The 19276-nt window shown below is 72.3% G+C and carries 19 protein-coding genes; 14 read left to right on the top strand and 5 right to left on the bottom strand.

Going from position 1 to position 19276, the window contains the following annotated elements; translation table 11 throughout:
• The first annotated feature begins 290 nt into the window (after window positions 1-290).
• The 3 genes from H505_RS0107370 (at window position 291) to H505_RS0107355 (ending at window position 1757) form a co-directional block, all read left to right on the top strand.
• A complete protein-coding gene (locus tag H505_RS0107370; protein ID WP_026401480.1) occupies window positions 291-653 on the top strand; it encodes an RNHCP domain-containing protein in 363 nt (120 codons plus the stop codon).
• Window positions 654-675: 22 nt separating this feature from the next.
• Window positions 676-1116 (top strand): RNHCP domain-containing protein, encoded by a 441-nt coding sequence (locus tag H505_RS0107365; protein WP_026401479.1) that lies wholly within the window; start codon window positions 676-678, stop codon window positions 1114-1116.
• Window positions 1117-1331: 215 nt separating this feature from the next.
• Entirely contained in the window at window positions 1332-1757 is a 426-nt protein-coding gene (locus H505_RS0107355; protein ID WP_157432936.1) for a hypothetical protein, read from the top strand.
• Between the two features lie 43 nt (window positions 1758-1800).
• Here H505_RS0107355 and H505_RS0107350 read toward each other — a convergent pair whose 3' ends face one another.
• The 3 genes from H505_RS0107350 to H505_RS0107340 all read right to left on the bottom strand — a co-directional run bounded on the left by H505_RS0107350 (window position 1801) and on the right by H505_RS0107340 (window position 6126).
• Window positions 1801-2535, bottom strand: a complete 735-nt coding sequence (locus H505_RS0107350; RefSeq protein ID WP_034517114.1) for a VOC family protein — start codon at window positions 2533-2535, stop codon at window positions 1801-1803.
• 231 nt (window positions 2536-2766) lie between these two features.
• On the bottom strand, window positions 2767-4791 hold the full coding sequence (locus H505_RS0107345) for a CocE/NonD family hydrolase (protein ID WP_026401475.1): 2025 nt from the start codon (window positions 4789-4791) through the stop codon (window positions 2767-2769).
• 42 nt (window positions 4792-4833) lie between these two features.
• Entirely contained in the window at window positions 4834-6126 is a 1293-nt protein-coding gene (locus tag H505_RS0107340) for an ATP-grasp domain-containing protein (protein ID WP_034517015.1), read from the bottom strand.
• 194 nt (window positions 6127-6320) lie between these two features.
• Between H505_RS0107340 and H505_RS0107335 the strand changes: the two genes are divergently transcribed.
• The 4 genes from H505_RS0107335 to H505_RS49725 all read left to right on the top strand — a co-directional run bounded on the left by H505_RS0107335 (window position 6321) and on the right by H505_RS49725 (window position 8789).
• Complete coding sequence (locus H505_RS0107335) at window positions 6321-6764, top strand: hypothetical protein (RefSeq protein ID WP_034517014.1); 444 nt, start codon at window positions 6321-6323, stop codon at window positions 6762-6764.
• 77 nt (window positions 6765-6841) lie between these two features.
• The gene (locus H505_RS0107330; protein ID WP_026401472.1) at window positions 6842-7636 is read left to right on the top strand and encodes an SDR family NAD(P)-dependent oxidoreductase; all 795 of its coding nucleotides are present in this window, start codon (window positions 6842-6844) and stop codon (window positions 7634-7636) included.
• Between the two features lie 45 nt (window positions 7637-7681).
• Window positions 7682-8155, top strand: a complete 474-nt coding sequence (locus tag H505_RS40305; RefSeq protein WP_026401471.1) for a hypothetical protein — start codon at window positions 7682-7684, stop codon at window positions 8153-8155.
• 34 nt (window positions 8156-8189) lie between these two features.
• Window positions 8190-8789: a hypothetical protein gene (locus H505_RS49725; protein WP_157432935.1), complete on the top strand. Its 600-nt coding sequence runs from the start codon at window positions 8190-8192 to the stop codon at window positions 8787-8789.
• A 71-nt stretch (window positions 8790-8860) separates the two neighbouring features.
• Here H505_RS49725 and H505_RS0107315 read toward each other — a convergent pair whose 3' ends face one another.
• The gene (locus H505_RS0107315; protein WP_026401469.1) at window positions 8861-9751 is read right to left on the bottom strand and encodes an amidohydrolase family protein; all 891 of its coding nucleotides are present in this window, start codon (window positions 9749-9751) and stop codon (window positions 8861-8863) included.
• Between the two features lie 155 nt (window positions 9752-9906).
• Here H505_RS0107315 and H505_RS0107310 point away from each other — a divergent pair, with 155 nt between their 5' ends.
• The 3 genes from H505_RS0107310 to H505_RS0107300 all read left to right on the top strand — a co-directional run bounded on the left by H505_RS0107310 (window position 9907) and on the right by H505_RS0107300 (window position 11844).
• Window positions 9907-10362 (top strand): MarR family winged helix-turn-helix transcriptional regulator, encoded by a 456-nt coding sequence (locus H505_RS0107310; protein WP_026401468.1) that lies wholly within the window; start codon window positions 9907-9909, stop codon window positions 10360-10362.
• 122 nt (window positions 10363-10484) lie between these two features.
• Window positions 10485-11144: a transcriptional repressor LexA gene (gene lexA, locus H505_RS0107305; RefSeq protein WP_026401467.1), complete on the top strand. Its 660-nt coding sequence runs from the start codon at window positions 10485-10487 to the stop codon at window positions 11142-11144.
• Between the two features lie 133 nt (window positions 11145-11277).
• Window positions 11278-11844: a dihydrofolate reductase family protein gene (locus H505_RS0107300; RefSeq protein WP_026401466.1), complete on the top strand. Its 567-nt coding sequence runs from the start codon at window positions 11278-11280 to the stop codon at window positions 11842-11844.
• A 131-nt stretch (window positions 11845-11975) separates the two neighbouring features.
• Here H505_RS0107300 and H505_RS0107295 read toward each other — a convergent pair whose 3' ends face one another.
• A complete protein-coding gene (locus H505_RS0107295; protein ID WP_026401465.1) occupies window positions 11976-12575 on the bottom strand; it encodes a histidine phosphatase family protein in 600 nt (199 codons plus the stop codon).
• Between the two features lie 341 nt (window positions 12576-12916).
• Here H505_RS0107295 and H505_RS0107290 point away from each other — a divergent pair, with 341 nt between their 5' ends.
• The 4 genes from H505_RS0107290 (at window position 12917) to H505_RS0107275 (ending at window position 19242) form a co-directional block, all read left to right on the top strand.
• Window positions 12917-13708: a DeoR/GlpR family DNA-binding transcription regulator gene (locus tag H505_RS0107290; RefSeq protein ID WP_026401464.1), complete on the top strand. Its 792-nt coding sequence runs from the start codon at window positions 12917-12919 to the stop codon at window positions 13706-13708.
• A 476-nt stretch (window positions 13709-14184) separates the two neighbouring features.
• The gene (locus tag H505_RS0107285; RefSeq protein WP_034517012.1) at window positions 14185-16896 is read left to right on the top strand and encodes an alpha-L-rhamnosidase; all 2712 of its coding nucleotides are present in this window, start codon (window positions 14185-14187) and stop codon (window positions 16894-16896) included.
• 108 nt (window positions 16897-17004) lie between these two features.
• The gene (locus H505_RS0107280; protein ID WP_026401462.1) at window positions 17005-18285 is read left to right on the top strand and encodes an ABC transporter substrate-binding protein; all 1281 of its coding nucleotides are present in this window, start codon (window positions 17005-17007) and stop codon (window positions 18283-18285) included.
• Window positions 18286-18288: 3 nt separating this feature from the next.
• Window positions 18289-19242 carry a carbohydrate ABC transporter permease gene (locus H505_RS0107275; RefSeq protein WP_026401461.1) on the top strand — a complete coding sequence of 318 codons (954 nt, stop codon included), beginning with the start codon at window positions 18289-18291 and terminating at the stop codon, window positions 19240-19242.
• The last annotated feature ends 34 nt before the right edge of the window (window positions 19243-19276 follow it).

The raw sequence follows: 19276 nt of genomic DNA, 5'->3' as shown, positions 1-19276 counted from the left end.
CGCTGGCACCCGCCGGGAGGCCGTTGGTACCTGGCGGCCGTTCGTCCGATCCGCCACCGGGCCCGCCGGCCCTAGAAAAGAGACTTTGTGTCCCGGCCAGCGCCGAGCGCGCTTCGCTGCACCGCCTGACCAGGCGTCCGTCCCGTCCCGCCGTCCGTCCCGGACGGTGACCGGACCCGGACCTCAGGCGCTCTGACCCGGCCCGCACATGAACGGGGCCGGGTGCCCTGTCGAGGCCGCTCGGCCTGCTCTTGCTGTCGTTCCAGACTTCTCAGCAAGGGATATCCCGGGTGTCCAGAACCACTTCGCACAACAACCTGCTCGGCACTTTCACCTGCGTGCGGTGCGGCCTGACCGTGTCCTCCGCCGCCGCCGACGGCACGCGCCGCAACCACTGCCCGTCGTGCCTGCACTCACAGCACGTTCACGACCACGTCGAAGGCGGCCCCAGCGACTGCCGGGGCAGGATGTCGCCGATCGCCATCGCCGTGCTCCGCACCGGCGACTGGACGGTCATCCACCGGTGCGTGCTCTGCGACGAGCTGACCTCCACCCCCGTCTGCGCCGACGACAACCAGCTCATCCTGATGCGCATGGCCGTGCGGCCGCTGGCGCAGCCGCCGTTCCCCCTCGAAGTCTTCGCCGACCTGTGAAGCGGAGAGGAGCGGATCGACCATGCCGAGACGAGTACGCGACCACGGCGAGCGCGGCGAGCGCGCGGGGACCGCACGGCGTCCGCAGCGGCGCAAGGACGTCCTGCACCGCCGGGGCGGGCACCGGGCGAACGCCTTCCGGTGCGCGGGCTGCCGGCTGGAGGTGCCGCCGGACGCGCCCGGCACCACGCACCGCAACCACTGCCCGAACTGCCTCGCCAGCCTGCACGTCGACCGGCGGGTCCCCGGCGACCGGGGCGCGGACTGCCGCGGCCGGATGGACGCGCTGGGCGTGTCGGTGCGGCCGGACGGCGAATGGATGATCATCCACCAGTGCGCGTCCTGCGGGGAGCTGAGCGCCAACCGGATCGCCGGCGACGACAACGCCCTGGCCCTGGTGCGCCTGGCCCTCAGGCCGCTGCGGGACACCGGCATCGCCCACCGCGCGCTGCTCGCGCTGTGAGCCGGCGACCGCCGGGGGCGCCGCGGGCCGTGAGCGGCCCGCCCTAGCGGGAAGGCCGGCGGGCCGGACTCCACGAACCCGGGGTCCGGCCCGCCGCGTCCTCACCCACGACGACTTCCACCCCATCGATCTCCTCCATGCGAGGCAGGCTGATCCGGACCGGTAGACCGCCCTCAACACGCGTGGCCGCCGCTCCGGCTGGGAAGGTGATCGTTATGACCTCCGGAGATGCGCCCGACGGGAAAGCCGCCAAGAAATTCGCCCGGATGCTCCTGCGCGCCTGCCACGACGCCAGGATGGCCGACCCCACCGCCGAGGTGGCCGCTCAGATGCTCGGGGTCAACGGCTGGACGAACCTGGTGATCCGCCCCGCGACCTCGGAGTTCACCCGATGGCTGACGGCCCAGGGGCTGGCCGGCGACGGCCCGAACGGCACGGTGGTCATGCCCTTCAACGGCAGCCGGGCCCAGGCGGCCGCCCTCGCCCGCACTCTCACCGGCCGGATGCCCGGCGTGACCAACGTGCGCGTCACCGACGGCACCCCGCCCTGGCCGTCCTCCTACCACGCCCGCCTCGCGCAACTCCAGGACGCGAACGGCACCCAGCACGAGACCGGCGACCCGATCAACAATCACGGGTGATCGAGCGGGACGCACGGGGTCCGCCGGCGCGGAGTTCCGCGCGTCAGCCCCGGCCGAGGACGCAGAACTCGTTGCCCTCCGGGTCGGCCAGCACCGTCCACGGGACCTCGCCCTGACCGAGGTCGACGTCGCTCGCGCCGAGGGTCCGCAGCCGGTCCACCTCCGCCGCCTTGCCGTCGATCGGGTCCGGCAGGAGGTCCACGTGGATGCGGGACCGCGCGGACGGGCCGCCGTCCGTGCGGCGGAACTCCAGGTACGGCCCGCCCCCTTCGGCGGAACGCAGTACCGCGCGGTCGTCGGTCACCTCGTGCGGCGTCCAGTCGAGCGCCCGGTTCCAGAACTCGGACACGGCCCGCGGGTCGGCGCAGTCGACGACCACCGCGGCGACCGGGCCGGTGTCCCGGTAGGTCTCCCGGGGCTCCGCCACGGTGAACACGTTGCCCTCCGGGTCGGCCAGCACCGTCCACGGGACGTCGCCCTGACCGAGGTCGACGTCGGTCGCGCCGAGCTCCCGGAAGCGCGCGACCAGCTCCTCCTGGTGGGCGGCGGAGGCGGTGGCGAATTCCAGGTGCACGCGGTACTTCACCGCTTCGGGGTCGGGCACTTTGACGAAGTCGATGTAGAAGGCCGCGGGGTCCGGCCACTCGAAGCCCTCGGGCTCGAGATTGGTCACGCCGGGGCCCTCGCTGGAGACCTTCCAGCCGAGGGCCTCCGCCCAGAACCCGCCGAGGGCCGAGTCGTCTCCTGCCTTGAAGTTCACCTGAACGAGTCGCAGCATGCCGATGATCATAAGCCCAGGTAGGAGGGCTCCGGGCACGGCGCGATAGGGCCGGGAGCCCGGACCGGGACCGATGCACGTGGTGGCCGCGCCCATAAGGAGCAGGATCGGGACGAGCATGCCCTTGCGACTCAGCCGGTCCCCGAAGCGCGCCGCGTGGCGCGCACGAGGCCGCGCGGGCCCGCCCGTCCAGAGGACGGGCGGGCCCGCGGTGAGCTCCGGCGGCCTCCCCTACAGGTGGTCGCGCGGGATGCGGAGGTTCCAGTCGTCCGAGTGGATCCGGCGGTCGTTCTCGTAGCCGTCGAGCTGCGCGTGGACGTGGAACTCGTCCTCGGTGCAGGTCAGGACCGTGCGGGTGACCGTCCGCGTGTCCCAGTCCCCGCGGCGGAACGTCATGGTGGAGACGACTTCGCCCTCGGCGGACGTGAAGTCGTCGGCCACCCAGCCGTACCGCTGGTCGACGCGCCGGCCGACCTCCAGGTCGATGGAGTCGAACCGCTGGACGCCGCCGTCCTTGACGACCTCCAGCGCCGACTCGTAGCCCACCAGGTCACGCGAGACCCGCCACTGCTGGTCGCCCGGGCTCACCTGCGCGGTGCGCAGCGGCGGCGCGCCTTCCGGCTCGTCGAACGGCCGCATCGACACCTCGTCGGACTCGGCGACCGGCCGCACCGGCAGGATCAGCCGGCTGCCGCCGGTGAACACCGAGAGCCTGGCCTGGCGCGGCGGCGGCCACGCCAGCGGCCAGTACGAGGTGGACAGCGACAGCCGGACGCGGTGGCCCGGCGGGAACACCTGGGCGACGCCGTTGAGCCGGACGCGCACCCGGTAGCGGCGGCCCGGTTCCACGGGCTCGGGGTCGTCGTCGCCGTCCCGGTGCGTGAGGTTGAGCAGCCCGTAGGTGACGCGGGTGGCGCGGCCGTCCGGCGCCACGTCGGAGAGCCGCGCGGCGATCATGGCGACCGGTTCCGAGGCGGCCACGTCGAGTTCGACGACGGGCCCGCCGAGGATCTCGCAGCGCTCGGTCAGCACGTCGCTGTCGAAGACGAGCGAGCCGCCGTCCTCCTCACGCTGGTCGTAGGGCAGGTCGGGCGGCGCGCTGTAGGAGCACCACTTGCCGGCGAACTGCCCCACCGACAGCGGCGACTGGATCGTCAGCTCCTCCACGGGCGCCTCCTCCCCCGGACGGACGATCCGGTGCGGGGCCAGCGGCAGCGCGTCCCGCCGGACGTGCGGCGACGGCCACGACGGCTCCCCGACCCAGCGGCCGGGGCGCTCCTCGTAGGAGGTGGACGGCGGCACGCTGTCCTGCATCCAGGTGCGCAGCATCGGCTCGTCCATCACGTCGTTGTCCTCGTCCTTCAGCCACCGGTCCCACCAGCGCACGACCTCCTGGAGGAAGCCGATGGCCGGGCCCGGCTCGCCCAGGTGCGGGTACCGGTGCGACCACGGGCCGATCAGCCCCTTGCGGGGGACGTCGAGGTGCTCCATCAGCCGGAACACCGCGTTCGAGTACCCGTCGGCCCAGCCGCAGACCGCGAACACCGGGCACCGGACGGCCGAGTAGTCCTCGCAGACCGACGCGCGGCGCCAGTAGCCGTCGCGGCGCTGGTGGCCGAGCCAGTTCTCCAGCCACAGGCCGCTTCCCTCCAGGCGTTCCTTCCACATGTCCCGCCAGCGGTCGCCGACCAGCGCGGGGTCGGGCGGGCAGGTGGTGTAGGCGAACATCGTGGACGCCTCGGCCAGGTTGTCCGACAGCAGGCAGCCGCCCATGTAGTGCATGTCGTCGGCGTACCGGTCGTCGGTGAAGGAGGCGATCACGATGGCCCGCAGGCTCGGCGGCCTGCGGGCCGCCACCTGGAGTGAGTTGAACCCGCCCCAGGAGATGCCCATCATCCCGGTGCGCCCGTCGCACCAGGGCCGGTCGGCGAGCCAGGCCAGCACCTCCTCGGCGTCGCGGTGCTCCTGGTCGAGGTACTCGTCGGTGAGCACCCCCTCCGACTCCCCCGTGCCGCGGATGTCGACGCGCACGCAGGCGTAGCCGTGCCCCGCCATGTACGGATGGTGGATCGAGTCCCGCACCGCCGTGAGGTCGCGCTTGCGGTACGGAATGTACTCCAGGACCGCCGGCACCGGTTCGTCGTCGGAGGCCACGGGACGCCAGAGCCGGGCCGCCAGGCGGGTCCCGTCCGACATCGGGATCCACAGGTGCTCCTCTTCCTTCACCGCCCACGGCAGTGCGGTGACCTCACGCATCGCTCCCCCCAGGTCGCTTCGTTCCCTCGGTCGTGCCTTGTCTCATCCGTCGTCCGGACCGCCGTCGTCGAAGACGAACCCCAGCGCCTTGACGCACCGGTCGTACTTGTCCTGGAGCTCCTCCTCGTCGGCCGCGGCCACGCTGATGTGCGCGAGCTCGTGGCTGTAGCTGTCCTCCGCCTGCGGCGCGTCCGACAGCCGCTGCCCCACGTCCACCAGGGGGTGGATGCTCACCCCCGCGATCTCCCGCTCGGCCCGCGCGATCTCCTCCGCGCCCGCCCGGTCGCGGACCACGCCGTCGGAGAAGCGCCGCAGGTACCACTTGGCGGCCAGCGCGTAGGGGCCCTTCCGGTCCGGCAGGCTCGGATCCCTTCCCAGCGCGAGGCTGAGCATGCAGTGGTGGTTGGGCATCCCGTCGACCTCCTCGAACAGCCGGGCGTGCGACTGGGAGTGGCGCGGGTTGATCTCCAGCAGGCCGACCTCGCCCGTCTCCGGGTCGCAGAAGTACTCGATGCTGAACGTGGAGTTGTCCAGCCCGACCTGCGCGATCACCCGCGTGGAGACGTCCTCCAGCTTGCGCTGCATCTCGGCCGGCAGCCGGGACGGGTACTGGTGGCGCAGGAAGCTGGACCTGCCGGGGTAGGTGATGGAGTCGAGCAGGCCGTAGACCTCGATCTCCCCGTCGCGGACGTACCCCTCGACGGCGGCGCGGGCGCCCGACATCGCCTCCTCCGCGAGGCACGCCTCCCCGCCGGCCTCCGCGATCTCCGGCGGCAGGTCGAGCAGGCGCAGCACGTGGTCGAAGGGCCTGCCCAGCCGGCCGATGCCCTCGCGGATCCGCGCGACCGCGTCCCGGAACTGGGCGTCGTCCGCCACGTGGAAGGCCAGTTCCGAGGACACCGACTTCACCGGCTTCAGCCACATCGGGTACCGCATGCCCTCCGGCGGCCGCTCGGCGTCCTCGAGGTCCAGCAGCGAGAACCGCGGGTACGCGTCGGTCACCTTCCGCTGCTCGAGACGGCTCCAGTACTTGTGCTCGCACTTGACCACCGCCTCCAGGTCCGGCCCGCGCAGCCCGAACCGGCGGGTCAGGATCGGCACCATGGTGCTGACAGGGAAGTCCCAGTAGCCCACGATCGCGTCGACGCTCCCGTCGAACTCCTCCAGCCGCCGCTGCGCCTTGTCGAGCAGAGCGGCGATGTCGATGTCGCCGTGCAGCAGCTCCTCCGGGCCGAGCAGGGGGTGGAACCGGTACTGCTCGGCGTCCGGGACGTCGAGCAGGGTGTCGAAGTTGTCCTCTTCCAGGCCGAGCACAAAGACGTTGACGGCTTCCATCCAGGGGGACCTCCTCGCTTTCGTCATGGCGAAGTTGCCTCCAGGCAAAGACCCAAACGTGGGCGGCGCCACCCACCGCCGTCCGAGCCCGGCGCACGGAGCGCTCGGCCGCGACGCGCGCACCCGGCAAGTCCGATCCCCCGGACGGACGCGAAAGATCGAAATCGGCGCCCCTTTCCCGATATCGTCGGGCGATGCAGCGGGCCGGGGGGATCGAATTGGTGGCGGCCGGAACGCTCGTGGGGGCGATCGGCCTCGGCCTGGTCGCCGCGGGGACGGGGACCTTCCTGGAGACCCGGACGTTCACCCGGATCGAGTGCGGTTCCGTCTCGGTGGAGAGCGGTACCGTCCGGCACTGCACGGGCGAGAGCCCCGCTCAGGCGACCGCGAACGACGCGGCCCGGCGGGACGCCGCGACGGCCGCGCTGCGCGCCCAGCGGGACGGAGAACCGCGGCGGCGCACCCGGTTGGCGTTCGTCGACCGGGACGGGCGGCGCGACCCGCAACAGGTCACCGCGTCGCGGGTGGGCGGCCAGTGGATCGCCCACTCCGACGGCCTGGTCCGCACGGGCACGGTGGTGGCGATCGCCGGAAGCCTCGTCCTCCTCGTGGGCCTCTACCGCGTGCGCCGAGGCTGACCGGCGCGTCCGCCCCGCCGGGGAACGGACCCCGGTCCGCACGCCTGACCTGCGCCGCAACGGGAACGGTCACCGGCATGGACATCGACCTCAGCGGACGGACCGCGTTCGTCAGCGGCTCGACCAAGGGCATCGGCCGCGCCATCGCCGCGGGGCTGGCACGGGCCGGAGCAACCACCGTCGTCAACGGACGATCGGAGCGGAGCATCACCGAGGCCCTCGACGCGCTGCGCTCGGAACTGCCGGGCGCCGACCTGCGCGGCGCGGCGGCCGACGTCGCGACGGCCGAGGGCGCCCAGGCGGTGCGCGACCAGGTGCCCGACGTCGACATCCTGGTGAACAACCTCGGAATCTTCGGCGCGCGTCCCGTCCTCGAGATCGACGACGACGAGGGGCGGCGCTACTTCGAGACCAACGTGCTGTCGGGGGTGCGCCTCGCCCGCCTCTACCTCCCCGGCATGATGTCGCGGGGCTGGGGACGGGTGCAGTTCATCGCGAGCGACTCGGCGGTGGCGATCCCCGAGGAGATGGTGCACTACGGCGTGTCGAAGACGGCGCTGCTCGCCGTGTCGCGCGGTTACGCCAAGGCCGTCGCGGGCACGGGCGTCACGGTCAACACCGTCCTCGCGGGCCCGACCCACACCGAGGGCGTGGAGGACTTCGTCTCGCAGATGGTCGGGGACGACCTGCCCTGGGACGACGCGCAGCGCCGGTTCATGGTCGAGCACCGCCCGAACTCGCTGCTCGAGCGCCTCATCGAGCCCGCGGAGATCGCCAACATGGTCGTCTACCTCGGCTCCGCGCACGCCTCCGCCACCACGGGCGCGGCGGTACGCGTCGACGGCGGCTACGTCGACTCGATCCTGCCCTGAGGCGTCTCCGCCGGAAGGCGGTGCGGTCGGCTCGTCCCCAGCCACATGGCGGCCGGTTTCGTCCTCACCGCCACCGCCCTCGTCTTCGCCGGAACCGCCGCCACGGCGGCGGGCTCGTTCCCCGACCCCGCGCCCGGTGGCCCGATGCGGCCCCACGAGCCGGACGTCACCGGCCCCCGCAACCTGGACGGGATCACGGCCCGGGCCACCCGGAACGCGGGACGCAGCGTCACCGTCGCGTTCGACCGCCGCAGCCGGACGGCCCAGGACACGGTGCCCGCCGCCGCGCGCCGGTTCGTGTTCCTGTTCGACCGCTCGATCACCTTCACCCCCGAAGCGTTACCGACCTGCGCGCGGACGACCATCGACGCCGAGGGCGTCCAGGCGGGCCCGCCGGGCTCCCGGGTCGGCTTCGCCGAGACCACGGCACGCCCCGGCGCACGCCTCCGCTTCGGTCTCTGGAGCGAATTCGTCACGGGCCAGATCGCCCTCCCCACCGACACGGCGACACTTCGCTGAGACTGAGCCACCGCGCCGCAGAAAGGCCGCAGCCTTGGATCTCGACTATGTCCTTGCCGGCTACCGGGTCGCCACGCGCCCCGACCGACGGGACTGGCAGGACCCCGGGCTTCCCGCCGCCGCCCTGGTGTCCCTGAGCGATTGCGTGGCCGACTTGGTGTCAGTGGCTTTCGACGGCCGGGACGGCTGGTTCGAGACGGTCCGCGAGGCCGAGGCGGCGCTGGCCCGGGCGGACGAACCGGGCCACCATGTTCTCGCGGTGGGGTTCGCTGCGGCGGACGTGCCCGAACTGCTGACCGAGATCTCCGACGGCGGTGGCGGTGCGGCAACCGGCGGCGTCTCGGAAGTGCTGGCCCGGAGGGAGCCGTTCCCGCACGACGGCGACCTACGCCTCGGCTTCGAACCGCGAGCCGGTGGACGACCGAGGCCACGGCGCGCGGCTCCTGCGGCTCACCGAATCCAGGACCGCGCCCGCGTCCCCGCGATCCGGGTCCCAGATCTCGGCGCGGAGTTCGGCGGGCCGGTCGGACACGCCGATGATCTGGGCGCGGCGGTCGTCGGTGCTCGGCCTGCGGGTCGCGACCGCGTCGAACAGGGCCTCGGTCTCCGTGTGCAGCTCACGGATCGCGCGTAGGACACCGGCCACCGCCTGACCTGACGTCTCGCCTTGCCGCGTGCCCCCTTCGCGGTGATCATTCGCGGTGATCAGGCGTTTGTCTCGCGGGTGAGGCCGAGCAGGCGGGCGGCGTTGCGCTTGAGGATCTTGGGACGGACGCCGGGTTTGATGTCGAGCGCCGCGAAGTCGGCGAGCCACCGGTCGGGGGTGATGACGGGGTAGTCGGACCCGAACAGGACCTTGTCCTGCAGCAGGCTGTTGGCGTACCGGACGAGCTGGGGCGGGAAGTACTTGGGCGACCAGCCCGACAGGTCGATGTACACGTGCGGTTTGTGGACGGCGACGGCGAGGGCCTCGTCCTGCCAGGGGAACGAGGGGTGCGCCAGGATGATGCGCAGGTCGGGGAAGTCGACCGCGACGTCGTCGACGAGCATGGGGTCGGAGTACTTCAACCGGATGCCGCCGCCGCCCGGAACGCCGGCGCCGATGCCGGTCTGGCCGGTGTGGAACAGCGCCGGGACGCCCAGCTCCTCGATGGCCTCGTACAGCGGGTAGGCCATCGGGTCGTCGGGGGCGAACGCCTGGATGCTGGGGTGGAACTTGAACCCGCGCACCCCGTGCTCGGCCACCAGGCGGCGGGCCTCGCGCACCCCGGCCGCGCCCTTGTGCGGGTCGATGCTGGCGAAGGGGATCAGGACGTCGGGGTGTTCGGCGCAGCTTTCGGCGACCTCTTCGTTGGCGATGCGGGGCCGGCCGGTGGCGTGCTCGGCGTCCACGGTGAAGACCACCGCGGCCATCTTCCGCTCCCGGTAGTGGGCGGCCGTCTCGCCGATGGACGGCTGCCGGTGGCCGTGGGCCTTGAAGTGCTTCTCGGAGGCGCCGAGCAGCTCGGGGCCGAGCGAGCGGTGCCCGGTCTTGGAGATCTCGGCGTGGGTGTGGACGTCGATCGCGACCAGCCCGTCGACATCGATGTCGGGCATCTCAGCCTCCCGGGGCCGCGTCGACGATCGTCCTGCTGCCGTCCGGCCGCATGCCGCACTCCCCGTGATCGACAGGAACCCTGCTGATCCGACAGTCTCACGACGACCAGGTTTCCTGTCAATCGCCGGTGCGGGATCGATGGCAGGATCTGAGCGTGGACGACTTCGCGAAGGACGAGCGGACGACCGGCGGCCGGTCGGCGCCGTCACTGCTCTACATGGTCAAACGGCTGGAACTGGCCGTCCGGTCGAACCTGGACGACATCGTCCGCCCCGCCGGGGTGACCGCACTGCAGTACACGGCCCTCACCGTCCTGGAACGGCACGACGGCCTGTCCGCGGCCCGGCTGGCCCGCGACTCGTTCGTCACGGCCCAGTCGATGGCCGACATGGTGCGCATCCTGGAGCGCCGCGGGCTCATCCGGCGCGAGCGCAACCCCGCCAGCCGCCGGGAGCTGCTCATCCGCCTCACCGACGCGGGACGCGCGCTGCTGGCGGAGCTCGCCGAACCGGTCCGCCTGCTGGAGCGGCGCATGCTCGACGACCTGACCGCGCGGCAAGAGGAGCAGTTCCGGCTGGCTCTGTCGCGGGCCTGGCGCGCCCTCTCCTGAACCGCGGACCGCCTTCTGGCGCTCGGCGACGGTCGCGCCCGGCCCGCCCGGCCGTCCGTTCCGGCGCCGCGTGCCCGGCGAGCGGCGCTCGACACGGCCGCGCGACCTCTACAATCCCGAAGGTGACCGGATACGACGATCTCGAAGCGTTCGAGGGCCTGGGCGCCTCCGCACTGCCCGCACGCCAGCAGCGGATCCTGGTCGCGATCCGGGACTGGGTGGTCAGGTACGGGTATCCCCCGAGCACGCGCCAGATCGGTGACGCCGTCGGCCTGCGGTCCGCCTCGTCCGTCTCGCGGCACCTCGCGAGCCTGGAGGAGAAGGGCTTCCTGCGGCGCGGCGCCTCGGTGTCCCGCCCGATCGACGTGCGGGCGTTCCTTCGCGAGGGCCCGGGCCACGAGCCCGACGAGGCGGTGACCGTCCCCGTGGTCGGCCACATCGCCGCCGGCGCCCCCATCACGGCCGAGGAGCACGTCGACGACACGCTGTCGCTTCCCCAGGAGCTCACCGGGCGCGGCACCGTGTTCGGCCTGCGCGTGCGCGGTGACTCGATGGTCGACGCCGCGATCTGCGACGGCGACCTCGTCGTGGTCCGGCAGCAGCCCGAGGCACACTCCGGGCAGATCGTCGCCGCGATGCTCGACGGCGAGGCCACGGTCAAGGTCTACCGGCGCCGCAACGGCCACGTCCTCCTCGAACCGCGCAACCCCGCCTACGAAGCGATCGACGGGGACGACGCCGTCATCCTGGGCATCGTCGTCTCGGTGCTCCGCAGCATCTGAGCGTCCGCCCCCACGATCCCATCGCCGGGGAAAAATAAATCCGGTGGTGTCGATCCGCCGAGACGCCGTTCGACCTTTGGACGACACACCCGTCCGGGGCGGCCGTCCCGGACGCATCAGAAGGAGCATCGCGATGGGATTCATCAAGTCCAGCCTCTTCATCTCCCTCGACGGCGTGATCGAAGCCCCGGAGACCTGGCACTTCCCCTACTTCGACGACCAGATGGGCGCCGTCGTCGGCGGACTGATGAACGAGGCGGAAGCGACCCTTCTCGGCCGCCGCACCTACGAGGGGTTCGCGTCCTACTGGCCGAACGCCGACCCCGCCGACCCGATGACCGAGGCCATGAACAGCGCGCGCAAGTTCGTGGTGTCCGACACCCTGACCGAGGCGACCTGGCGGAACTCCTCGCTCATCAGCGGCGACGTCGCCGCGAAGCTGACGGCGCTCAAGGCCGACACCCGGCTCGGCACCACCGGCAGCGCCGCGCTGGTGCGCTGGATGCTGGGGCAGGGACTGATCGACGAACTGCACCTGCTCGTGCACCCGATCGTCGTCGGACACGGCGCGAAGCTGTTCGGCGACGGCCCGACCGTCCCGCTGAAGCTGCTGTCCTCGACGACCTTCGACGCCACCGGCGTCGTGCACCTCGTCTACACCAACGCCGACGCTCCCAAGGAGGAGTCGGCCGCCTCCTGAACCGGGACCCGTCGCGCTTCGCGCCGCCGACCGCCGGAAGCCATCGCCCGGCGATCGGCGGCGCCCGCCTTTACGTTGTAGATCACGATCGGGCGAGACGGGCGGCGGAACCGGAATCTCGCCGGAGGCCGTCAGGAGATGGGGGCGTTGTAGCTCATCAGAGCAGCGCTCTGCGCCGTCACCGCGAGTTCGGTCACGGCGCATGCGCGGACCCGGGGGAACACGGTCCGGTAGCGGGACGGGTCGATGCCGAGCAGTCCGCACAAGGTCAGCCGCAGCAACGTGTCGTGCGCGACGATCAGCACCCGCTCGCCCCTGTGACGGGACGCGGCGCGCCGCAGTGCCGCCGTTCCCCGTTCGACGGCCTTGCGCGGATCTTCGGCGCCCGGGAACGCACCGTGCACGGGGTCGGCGAGGAACGCCTCGACGTCCGCCGGCGGCAGCTCGGCGAGGGTACGGCCCTCGGCCGAGCCGAAGTCCAGTTCGGTCAGGCCGCCGTCGATCAGGATCGGACGGTGCAACGCGGACGCGGCGGGCGCGGCCGTCGCGCGGGCCCGGTTCAGCGGCGACGCCCAGACCGCGTCCACGCGTTCCCCCGCCGCCCAGCGCCCGAGGCGTTCGGCCTGGTCGCGGCCCGCATCGGTGAGCGCGATGTCGCTCACCCCCGCGTAGCGATTCTCCGCCCGCCACTCGGTGTCGCCGTGCCGGACCAGGTAGAGGGTGCTGCTCATCGGTCGTCACCCTTGCTTCCGTGCATCCGCGGCCGCCTCGGCGGGCGACCGCTCCTCCGCCGTCCCGCCGCGGCCCGGATCGAACGGGCACCCTCGCACGGTATGACCCCTCTAAAATATCATCAATGGACGTGAAGTTATAATATCAAGACACCATACCGAGCTTGGGAACGCGGCCCGCGGGACACGGTGACCACGGCGGCGCCGGGCCGGTGCCCCTCATGCGACTGTTAGAAGGCGCTCGGCGCCGGCACGATATTTGTTAACATCGCGGTGCCCAATTGCCGTTCGGTGCAGCCGGTCACCCGTCCTGGAGTGCGCGGCGACGAGAGGATCGCAGCATGACCAAGGACAACAGCGGCCGCCGCGGGCCCGAGGCGCGGCGGCGGGCGATCGCCGACCACGTGCTGTCGGTGGGTTCGGCCGGCGCGGGCGACCTGGCCGAGCGCTTCGGCGTGAGCCTGATGACGGTCCACCGCGACCTGGACGAGCTGGAGCGGCAGGGCATCGTCCGCAAGTACCGGGGCGGCGTGACGGCGCAGCCGTCGGGGGTGTTCGAGAGCAACGTCGCCTACCGGATGAAGTCCATGCAGGCGGCCAAGAACGCGGTCGCCGCCAAGGCCGCCGCACTGGTGGAGCCGGGCATGTCGGTCATGCTCGACGACTCCACCACCACGCTCGCGCTGGCCCGCAGACTGGGCGGCGTCACCCCGCTGACGGTGATCACCAACTTCCTGGAGACCACCAACCTGCTGGCGCGCGAGCGCGACGTCAGGCTGGTGGCCCTCGGCGGCGAGTACGACGCGCTGCACGACTCCTTCCTCGGCGTCTCCTGCGTGGACGCGATCAGCGCGCTGAACGTCGACCTCTGCTTCGTGTCGACCTCGGCCGTCTCCGCCGGGTTCACCTACCACCAGGAGCAGCACATCGTGTCGGTCAAACGGGCCATGCTGGAGTCCGCGCAGCGCAACGTCCTGCTGATCGACCACTCCAAGCTCGGCCGCGTCGCCCTGCACCGGGTCGCGCCGCTGTCGGTGTTCGACCGCGTCATCGTCGACGACGGCGCGGACGCCGAGGCGCTGCGCGAGCTGGACGAGCACAAGGTCGCCTACGAGGTGGCCGTCACCAGGTAGGCGCCGCGCGTCCGCCGTCCCGAGGCGAGGGCGGCGGGTCGGCGGGGACGCCCCCGGGCTCGGAACGACGTTCCGGCGCGTGCGCGGGTGCGGGCCGGCGGAGCGAGGTCGGGATGTTCCCGGGGCGGCGGAGCGGAGACGCCTGCGAACGGTGACCGTCGCAGCACACATAACACATGATCTTGTTGTTTTCGCATCTCCTTGTACCGCTCCAGGTCGCGGCCCGCGCGAGTGCCGGGGACGGGCTCGGACATGCGGCCGCAACCGTCGGTCCTGACCAGTGTGGACCTGACCAGCAACATGCCCTCGGAGCGGACCGGGAGCGGTCGCGCCCGCCGCTTCCCGAGCGCCCAGGTCATACGCGCAGAACGGCAGGTATGCGATGTCTTGACACCTATCAGCCGCATCTCTACGCTCAACCTCACACTTCTTGATGTTAAATACCAAGAACTTGATTCAGGATCGAGGGCGGCGTCATGACCGGCCATTCCCACGAGGCGCTGGCTCCGTACGGCCTCCGCTGCGAGCACCTGGCCGAGCCGCTGGGGATCGACGAGCGCTCCCCGCTGCTGTCGTGGCGGCTCGCCTCCGGTCGCCGGGGCGACACGCCCGCCTCGTGCCGCGTCCTCGTCCGGGACGAGGACGGCGCGACGGTCTGGGAGAGCGGCGAGATCGGCGACCCGGCCGCCGTGGCCGTCCGCTACGCGGGCGCGCCGCTCGAGCCGCGCACGCGGTACCGCTGGCAGGTGGCCGTGACGGCCGCGGACGGCGCGCGCGGCGAGGCGTCCTCGTGGTTCGAGACCGGCCGGTTCGGCGCGGCGGACTGGCAGGCGTCCTGGATCGCCCACGACCCGGACGCCCTCGACGTCGTGGACGCGCCCGAGGAGGGCGAGCTGGCGCTCGCCGACCACGGCCTGTCCCCCGCCGTCCGGCTGCGCCGCCCCTTTGACGCGCCGGACGCGCCGCCCGTCCGCGCCCGCCTCTACGTCACCGCGCGCGGCCTGTACGAGATGCGGATCAACGGCCGGCGCGTCGGCGACCACGAGCTCGCGCCGGGCTGGACCGACTACCGCGACCGCGTCGACTACCAGACCTACGACGTCACCGAGCTGATCGGGGCGGGCGAGAACGTCCTGGCGGCCACCCTCGCCGACGGCTGGTGGAGCGGCTTCGTCGGGTTCGATCCGCGCCGCCTCGGCGCCCACTACGGGAGCTTCCCGCAGCTGCTGGCCGAGCTGCATCTGGACCACGCCGACGGCCGCCGCGAAGTCATCGGCACCGACGCGTCCTGGTGGACCCGCCGCTCTCCCCTGCGGTACGCCGACCTGCTGAAGGGCGAGTGCCTCGACCTGCGCCGCGAGACCCCCGGCTGGGACCGTCCGGGCTTCGCCGCCGCGGACTGGCTGCCCGCGCTGGTCACCGGCACCGACCGCGACCTGCTCACCGCGTCGGTCGCGCCGCCGGTCCGCGCCGTCCGGGAACTGGCGCCCCGCGGCGTCACCCGCGTCGGCGACGAGCGCCATCTGGTCGACTTCGGGCAGAACTTCGCCGGCCGGGTGCGGCTCGCCCTCCGCGATCCGGCCCCCGGCGCCCGCGTCGTGGTCCGGCACGCCGAGGTCCTGGACGAGAACGGCGCCCTCTACACCGACAACCTGCGCACCGCCGAAGCCACCGACGTCCTCATCGGGGGCGGCAGCGGCGGCGAGGTCGTCTTCGAGCCGCGCTTCACCTACCACGGCTTCCGCTACGCCGAGGTGACCGGGCTCGCCGAGTTGCGCAGCACCGACATCACCGGCGTCGTCCTGCACAGCGACACCCCCTGGACGGGCGACTTCGCCTGCTCCGATCCCGACGTCGAACGGCTGCACGCCAACATCGCGTGGGGCCAGCGGTCGAACTTCGTCAGCGTCCCGACCGACTGCCCCCAGCGCGACGAGCGGCTGGGCTGGCTCGCCGACGCGCAGGTGTTCCTGCCGACCGCGTGCCTGAACGCCGATGTCGCCGCGTTCTTCGAGGGCTGGCTGCGCGAGGTGCGCGGCGCCCAGTCCCCCGACGGCTGCTTCACCAACGTGGCGCCGCGGCTGGCCGGGGTGGCCGACCAGGGCGCGCCAGGCTGGGGCGACGCGGGCGTCCTGCTCCCGTGGCACCTGTACCGGACGTACGGGGACGAGCGGTTCCTGGAGCGCAACCTCGACGCGATGTGCGCCTGGGTCGACTTCGTCCACCGCCACAACCCCGACCTGGTGTGGCGGAACCGCGTGGGCCCGCACTTCGCCGACTGGCTCGCGCCGACCCCCACGCCGCGCGACGTGGTGGCCTGCGCCTACTTCGCCCGCAGCGCCGAGCTGACGGCGCGCGCGGCCGGCGTGCTGGGCAGGGACGGCCTCGCGACGAAGTACCGGACGCTCGCCGCGCACATCCGCAAGACGTTCAACGAGCGCTTCGTCTCCCCCGACGGCGGGATCGAAGGCGACACCCAGACGGGCTACCTGCTGGCGCTGGCGTTCGACCTGCTGCCCGAGGACCTGGTGCCGCGCGCCGCGGGACGCCTGGCCGAGCTGGTCGAGGCCGCCGGCCCCGGCCCCCGCACCGGATTCCTCGGTGTCGGGCTGCTGGCCCCGGTGCTGGACGGCATCGGCCGTCCCGACCTCGCGCACGCGCTGCTGCGCCGCACCGACCCGCCGTCCTGGCTGTACCCGCTGCGGCAGGGGGCGACCACCGTGTGGGAGCGCTGGGACGGCTACACCCCGGAGCACGGGTTCCGGGCGGCGGCGATGAACTCGTTCAACCACTACGCGCTGGGCTCGGTCGGCGAATGGCTCTACCAGGGCGTCGCCGGGCTGGCCCAGGCGCCGGACTCCACCGGCTACCGCGAGCTGCTGATCCGACCCCGTCCGGGCGGGCTGGAGTGGGCCCGGGCCGCCTACGAGTCGGTCCGCGGCACCGTCCGCGCCGCCTGGAGCCGGACGGACGGCGAGCTGCGGCTGGAGGTGGGCGTGCCGCCCGGCGCGACCGCGACCGTCCACGTGCCCACCGGTGATCCCGCAAGCGTGCGCGAGGGCGGGACGCCGGTGGCCGACGCCGCCGGGGTCACGGTCCTGGGCACCGGGCCTGGAACGCTCCTGTGCCGGGTGACCTCGGGGGACTACCGCTTCACCGCGGACGACCCGGCGGGCGCCGTCCCCTAGCCGACTCGGCGGGAACGGCCGCCGCGGCCCCGGCCGCGGCACCTGCGGCGGCCCGTGCGGGCCGCCGGATCCCTCGCGGCACAGGGCCGCGGGGTTCGAGGAGGACACATGACAACGTCGCTTCGGACAGCTTCTCTCACCCGCCGCGGCTTCCTCGGGCTGAGCGGCGGAGTCGCCGCCATGGGCGCGCTGGCGGCCTGCGGCGGGACCTCGGGCTCGGGCGGCGGCGCCGGAACGCTCCAGCTCGTCGGCGTCGCCGACCAGCAGAAGGCCATCGAGCTGCTGGTCAAGCAGTACACCGAGAGCAAGTTCAACACCTCGTTCGCGCCGACCGACCAGGTGCAGACCTCGGTGCGCACCCGGCTCGGCGCGGGCAACGCCCCGGACGTCCACGTGGTGTTCCCGGGCAACGGCTCGGCGATGAGCATGGTGCAGATCTCCCAGGCCGGGCTGCTGGCCGATCTCAGCGACCAGGCGTGGACCGGGCGCGTCCCGGAGACGCTCAAGCCCGCCTTCCAGAACGACGGGAAGACCTACGTCTACTCCGCCGGTTCGAGCGTCATCGGCGCCGTCTACAACAAGAAGGTGTTCGAGGACGCCGGGGTCGAGCCGCCCAAGACCTGGCGGGAGTTCCTGGACGTCTGCGAGAAGATCAAGGCCAAGGGCAAGGTCCCGATCGCGCTGGGCGCGCAGACCCCGTGGGTCACCCAGCTGATCACCTACGCGCTGGTCCCGTCCACCGTCTACGCGAAGAACCCGCGGTTCGACGAGCAGATGAAGGCGGGATCGGCCGGTTTCGCGGGCTCCGGCTGGGAGCAGGCGTTCGAGATGTACCTGGAGCTGCAGAAGCGCGGGTACTTCAACGACAACCCCAACGGCACCACCTTCGAGCAGCAGACGGCCATGGTCGCCACCGGCGAGGCCGGGATGGCGATCCAGGTGTCGGCGGTGCTGCCGGACTTCCGCAAGCAGGCCGCCGGCCCGGACGCCCTCGGCATGTTCCCGGTGCCGGGCGCCGACGCCGAGAAGGACTGCTGGATCCCCGCCGGCGTGGTGGTCGGGCTGGGCGTCAGCGCGCGCAGCAAGAACCTCGACGAGGCCAAGGCGTTCGTGGAGTTCCTCGGCGAGCAGAAGAACATGAACACCTGGGCCGAGGCCGTGGCCTGCATCCCGCTGACCCGCGACGGCTCCTCCAAGATCGACCCGGTGCTGGAGTCGTTCCTGCCGTTCGTCGACGGCGGCAAGGCCGTCCCGTTCATGGACCAGGGCTGGCCCAACGCCGAGGTGCAGCCGGCGCACTTCGCCGCCGTCCAGGAACTGCTGGGCGGGCGCACCACCATCGCCGAGGCGCTGGCCAAGCTGGACGAGACCTACCGGAAGAAGTCCTGAGCCGTGACCTCCACCCTCGGTTCCGCCCCGGCCGCGAAGGAGACCCGCCCCGCGAAGCGGCCGCCCGCCCGGCGCCGGCGCCGCGGCGGGTTCCTGAGCCCGCCGTGGTGGTTCGCCGCCCCCGCCCTGGCCGTGTACGCGCTCGTGGTGCTGTACCCGGCGGCGGCGGGCACGGTGTACGCCTTCACCGACTGGAACGGCCTCGGCGAGCGCAGCTTCATCGGTCTGGACAACTTCTCCCGGTTGTTCGACGACGAGGCGGCGCGCGGGTCCCTGGTCAACACGCTGCTGCTGACCGTGGCGATCGTGTTCGTGCAGAACGGCATCGGGCTGCTGCTCGCGCTCGGCGTGCACACCAAGATCAAGTCGCGGTCCGCGCTGCGAGTGATCTTCTTCGCCCCGGCCGTGGTCAGCCCGGTGATGGTGGCGTTCCTGTGGAAGTACATCTACAACCCCGCGCCCGAGGCGGGCGTCAACGGCATCCTCGGCGCGATCGGCCTCGGCGGGCTCCGGCAGGACTGGCTCGGCGACCCCGGGCTGGCGCTGTGGTCGGTGGCGGGCATGGTGGTCTGGCAGTTCGCCGGCTACTCGATGGTGATCTTCCTGGCCGGGCTGGAGGGCGTCCCGGAGGAGCTGCACGAGGCGGCGATGATCGACGGCGCGGGGCGGTGGCAGCGGTTCCGGCACGTCACCTGGCCGCTGCTGGCGCCCGCCGTCACCATCAACCTGATGCTGTCGACCATCGGCGGCCTGAAGCTGTTCGACCAGGTGTACGCCGCGACGAACGGCGGCCCGGGGTACGCCAGCGAGACGCTGTCCACGGTGCTCTACAAGCAGGCGTTCGTGTTCGGCAACTACGGCTACAGCACCGCGATCGCCCTGGTGCTCGCCCTGTTCGTCGCCGCGGTGTCGATGGTGCAGATCTACTACCTGCGCGGCCGGGAGGTCTCGGCATGAGCGGCGGACCCGCACGGACGGCCTGGGGGGCCGC

It is taken from the genome of Actinomadura rifamycini DSM 43936, from assembly GCF_000425065.1.
Classification (GTDB): domain Bacteria; phylum Actinomycetota; class Actinomycetes; order Streptosporangiales; family Streptosporangiaceae; genus Spirillospora; species Spirillospora rifamycini.
The sequence above is the reverse complement of the archived record's forward strand: the minus strand, read 5'-3'. Positions and strand labels throughout refer to the sequence as shown.

Bases quoted from the DNA above. Each gene is read 5' to 3' on its own strand.
- H505_RS0107300 (WP_026401466.1), top strand. From the start codon at position 11,278: ATGGGATTCATCAAGTCCAGCCTCTTCATCTCCCTCGACGGCGTGATC.
- H505_RS0107330 (WP_026401472.1), top strand. From the start codon at position 6,842: ATGGACATCGACCTCAGCGGACGGACCGCGTTCGTCAGCGGCTCGACC.
- H505_RS0107290 (WP_026401464.1), top strand. From the start codon at position 12,917: ATGACCAAGGACAACAGCGGCCGCCGCGGGCCCGAGGCGCGGCGGCGG.
- H505_RS0107295 (WP_026401465.1), bottom strand. From the start codon at position 12,575: ATGAGCAGCACCCTCTACCTGGTCCGGCACGGCGACACCGAGTGGCGG.
- H505_RS0107315 (WP_026401469.1), bottom strand. From the start codon at position 9,751: ATGCCCGACATCGATGTCGACGGGCTGGTCGCGATCGACGTCCACACC.
- H505_RS0107365 (WP_026401479.1), top strand. From the start codon at position 676: ATGCCGAGACGAGTACGCGACCACGGCGAGCGCGGCGAGCGCGCGGGG.
- H505_RS0107350 (WP_034517114.1), bottom strand. From the start codon at position 2,535: ATGCTGCGACTCGTTCAGGTGAACTTCAAGGCAGGAGACGACTCGGCC.
- H505_RS0107355 (WP_157432936.1), top strand. From the start codon at position 1,332: ATGACCTCCGGAGATGCGCCCGACGGGAAAGCCGCCAAGAAATTCGCC.
- H505_RS0107335 (WP_034517014.1), top strand. From the start codon at position 6,321: ATGCAGCGGGCCGGGGGGATCGAATTGGTGGCGGCCGGAACGCTCGTG.
- H505_RS0107280 (WP_026401462.1), top strand. From the start codon at position 17,005: ATGACAACGTCGCTTCGGACAGCTTCTCTCACCCGCCGCGGCTTCCTC.
- H505_RS40305 (WP_026401471.1), top strand. From the start codon at position 7,682: ATGGCGGCCGGTTTCGTCCTCACCGCCACCGCCCTCGTCTTCGCCGGA.
- H505_RS0107340 (WP_034517015.1), bottom strand. From the start codon at position 6,126: ATGGAAGCCGTCAACGTCTTTGTGCTCGGCCTGGAAGAGGACAACTTC.
- H505_RS0107285 (WP_034517012.1), top strand. From the start codon at position 14,185: ATGACCGGCCATTCCCACGAGGCGCTGGCTCCGTACGGCCTCCGCTGC.
- H505_RS0107345 (WP_026401475.1), bottom strand. From the start codon at position 4,791: ATGCGTGAGGTCACCGCACTGCCGTGGGCGGTGAAGGAAGAGGAGCAC.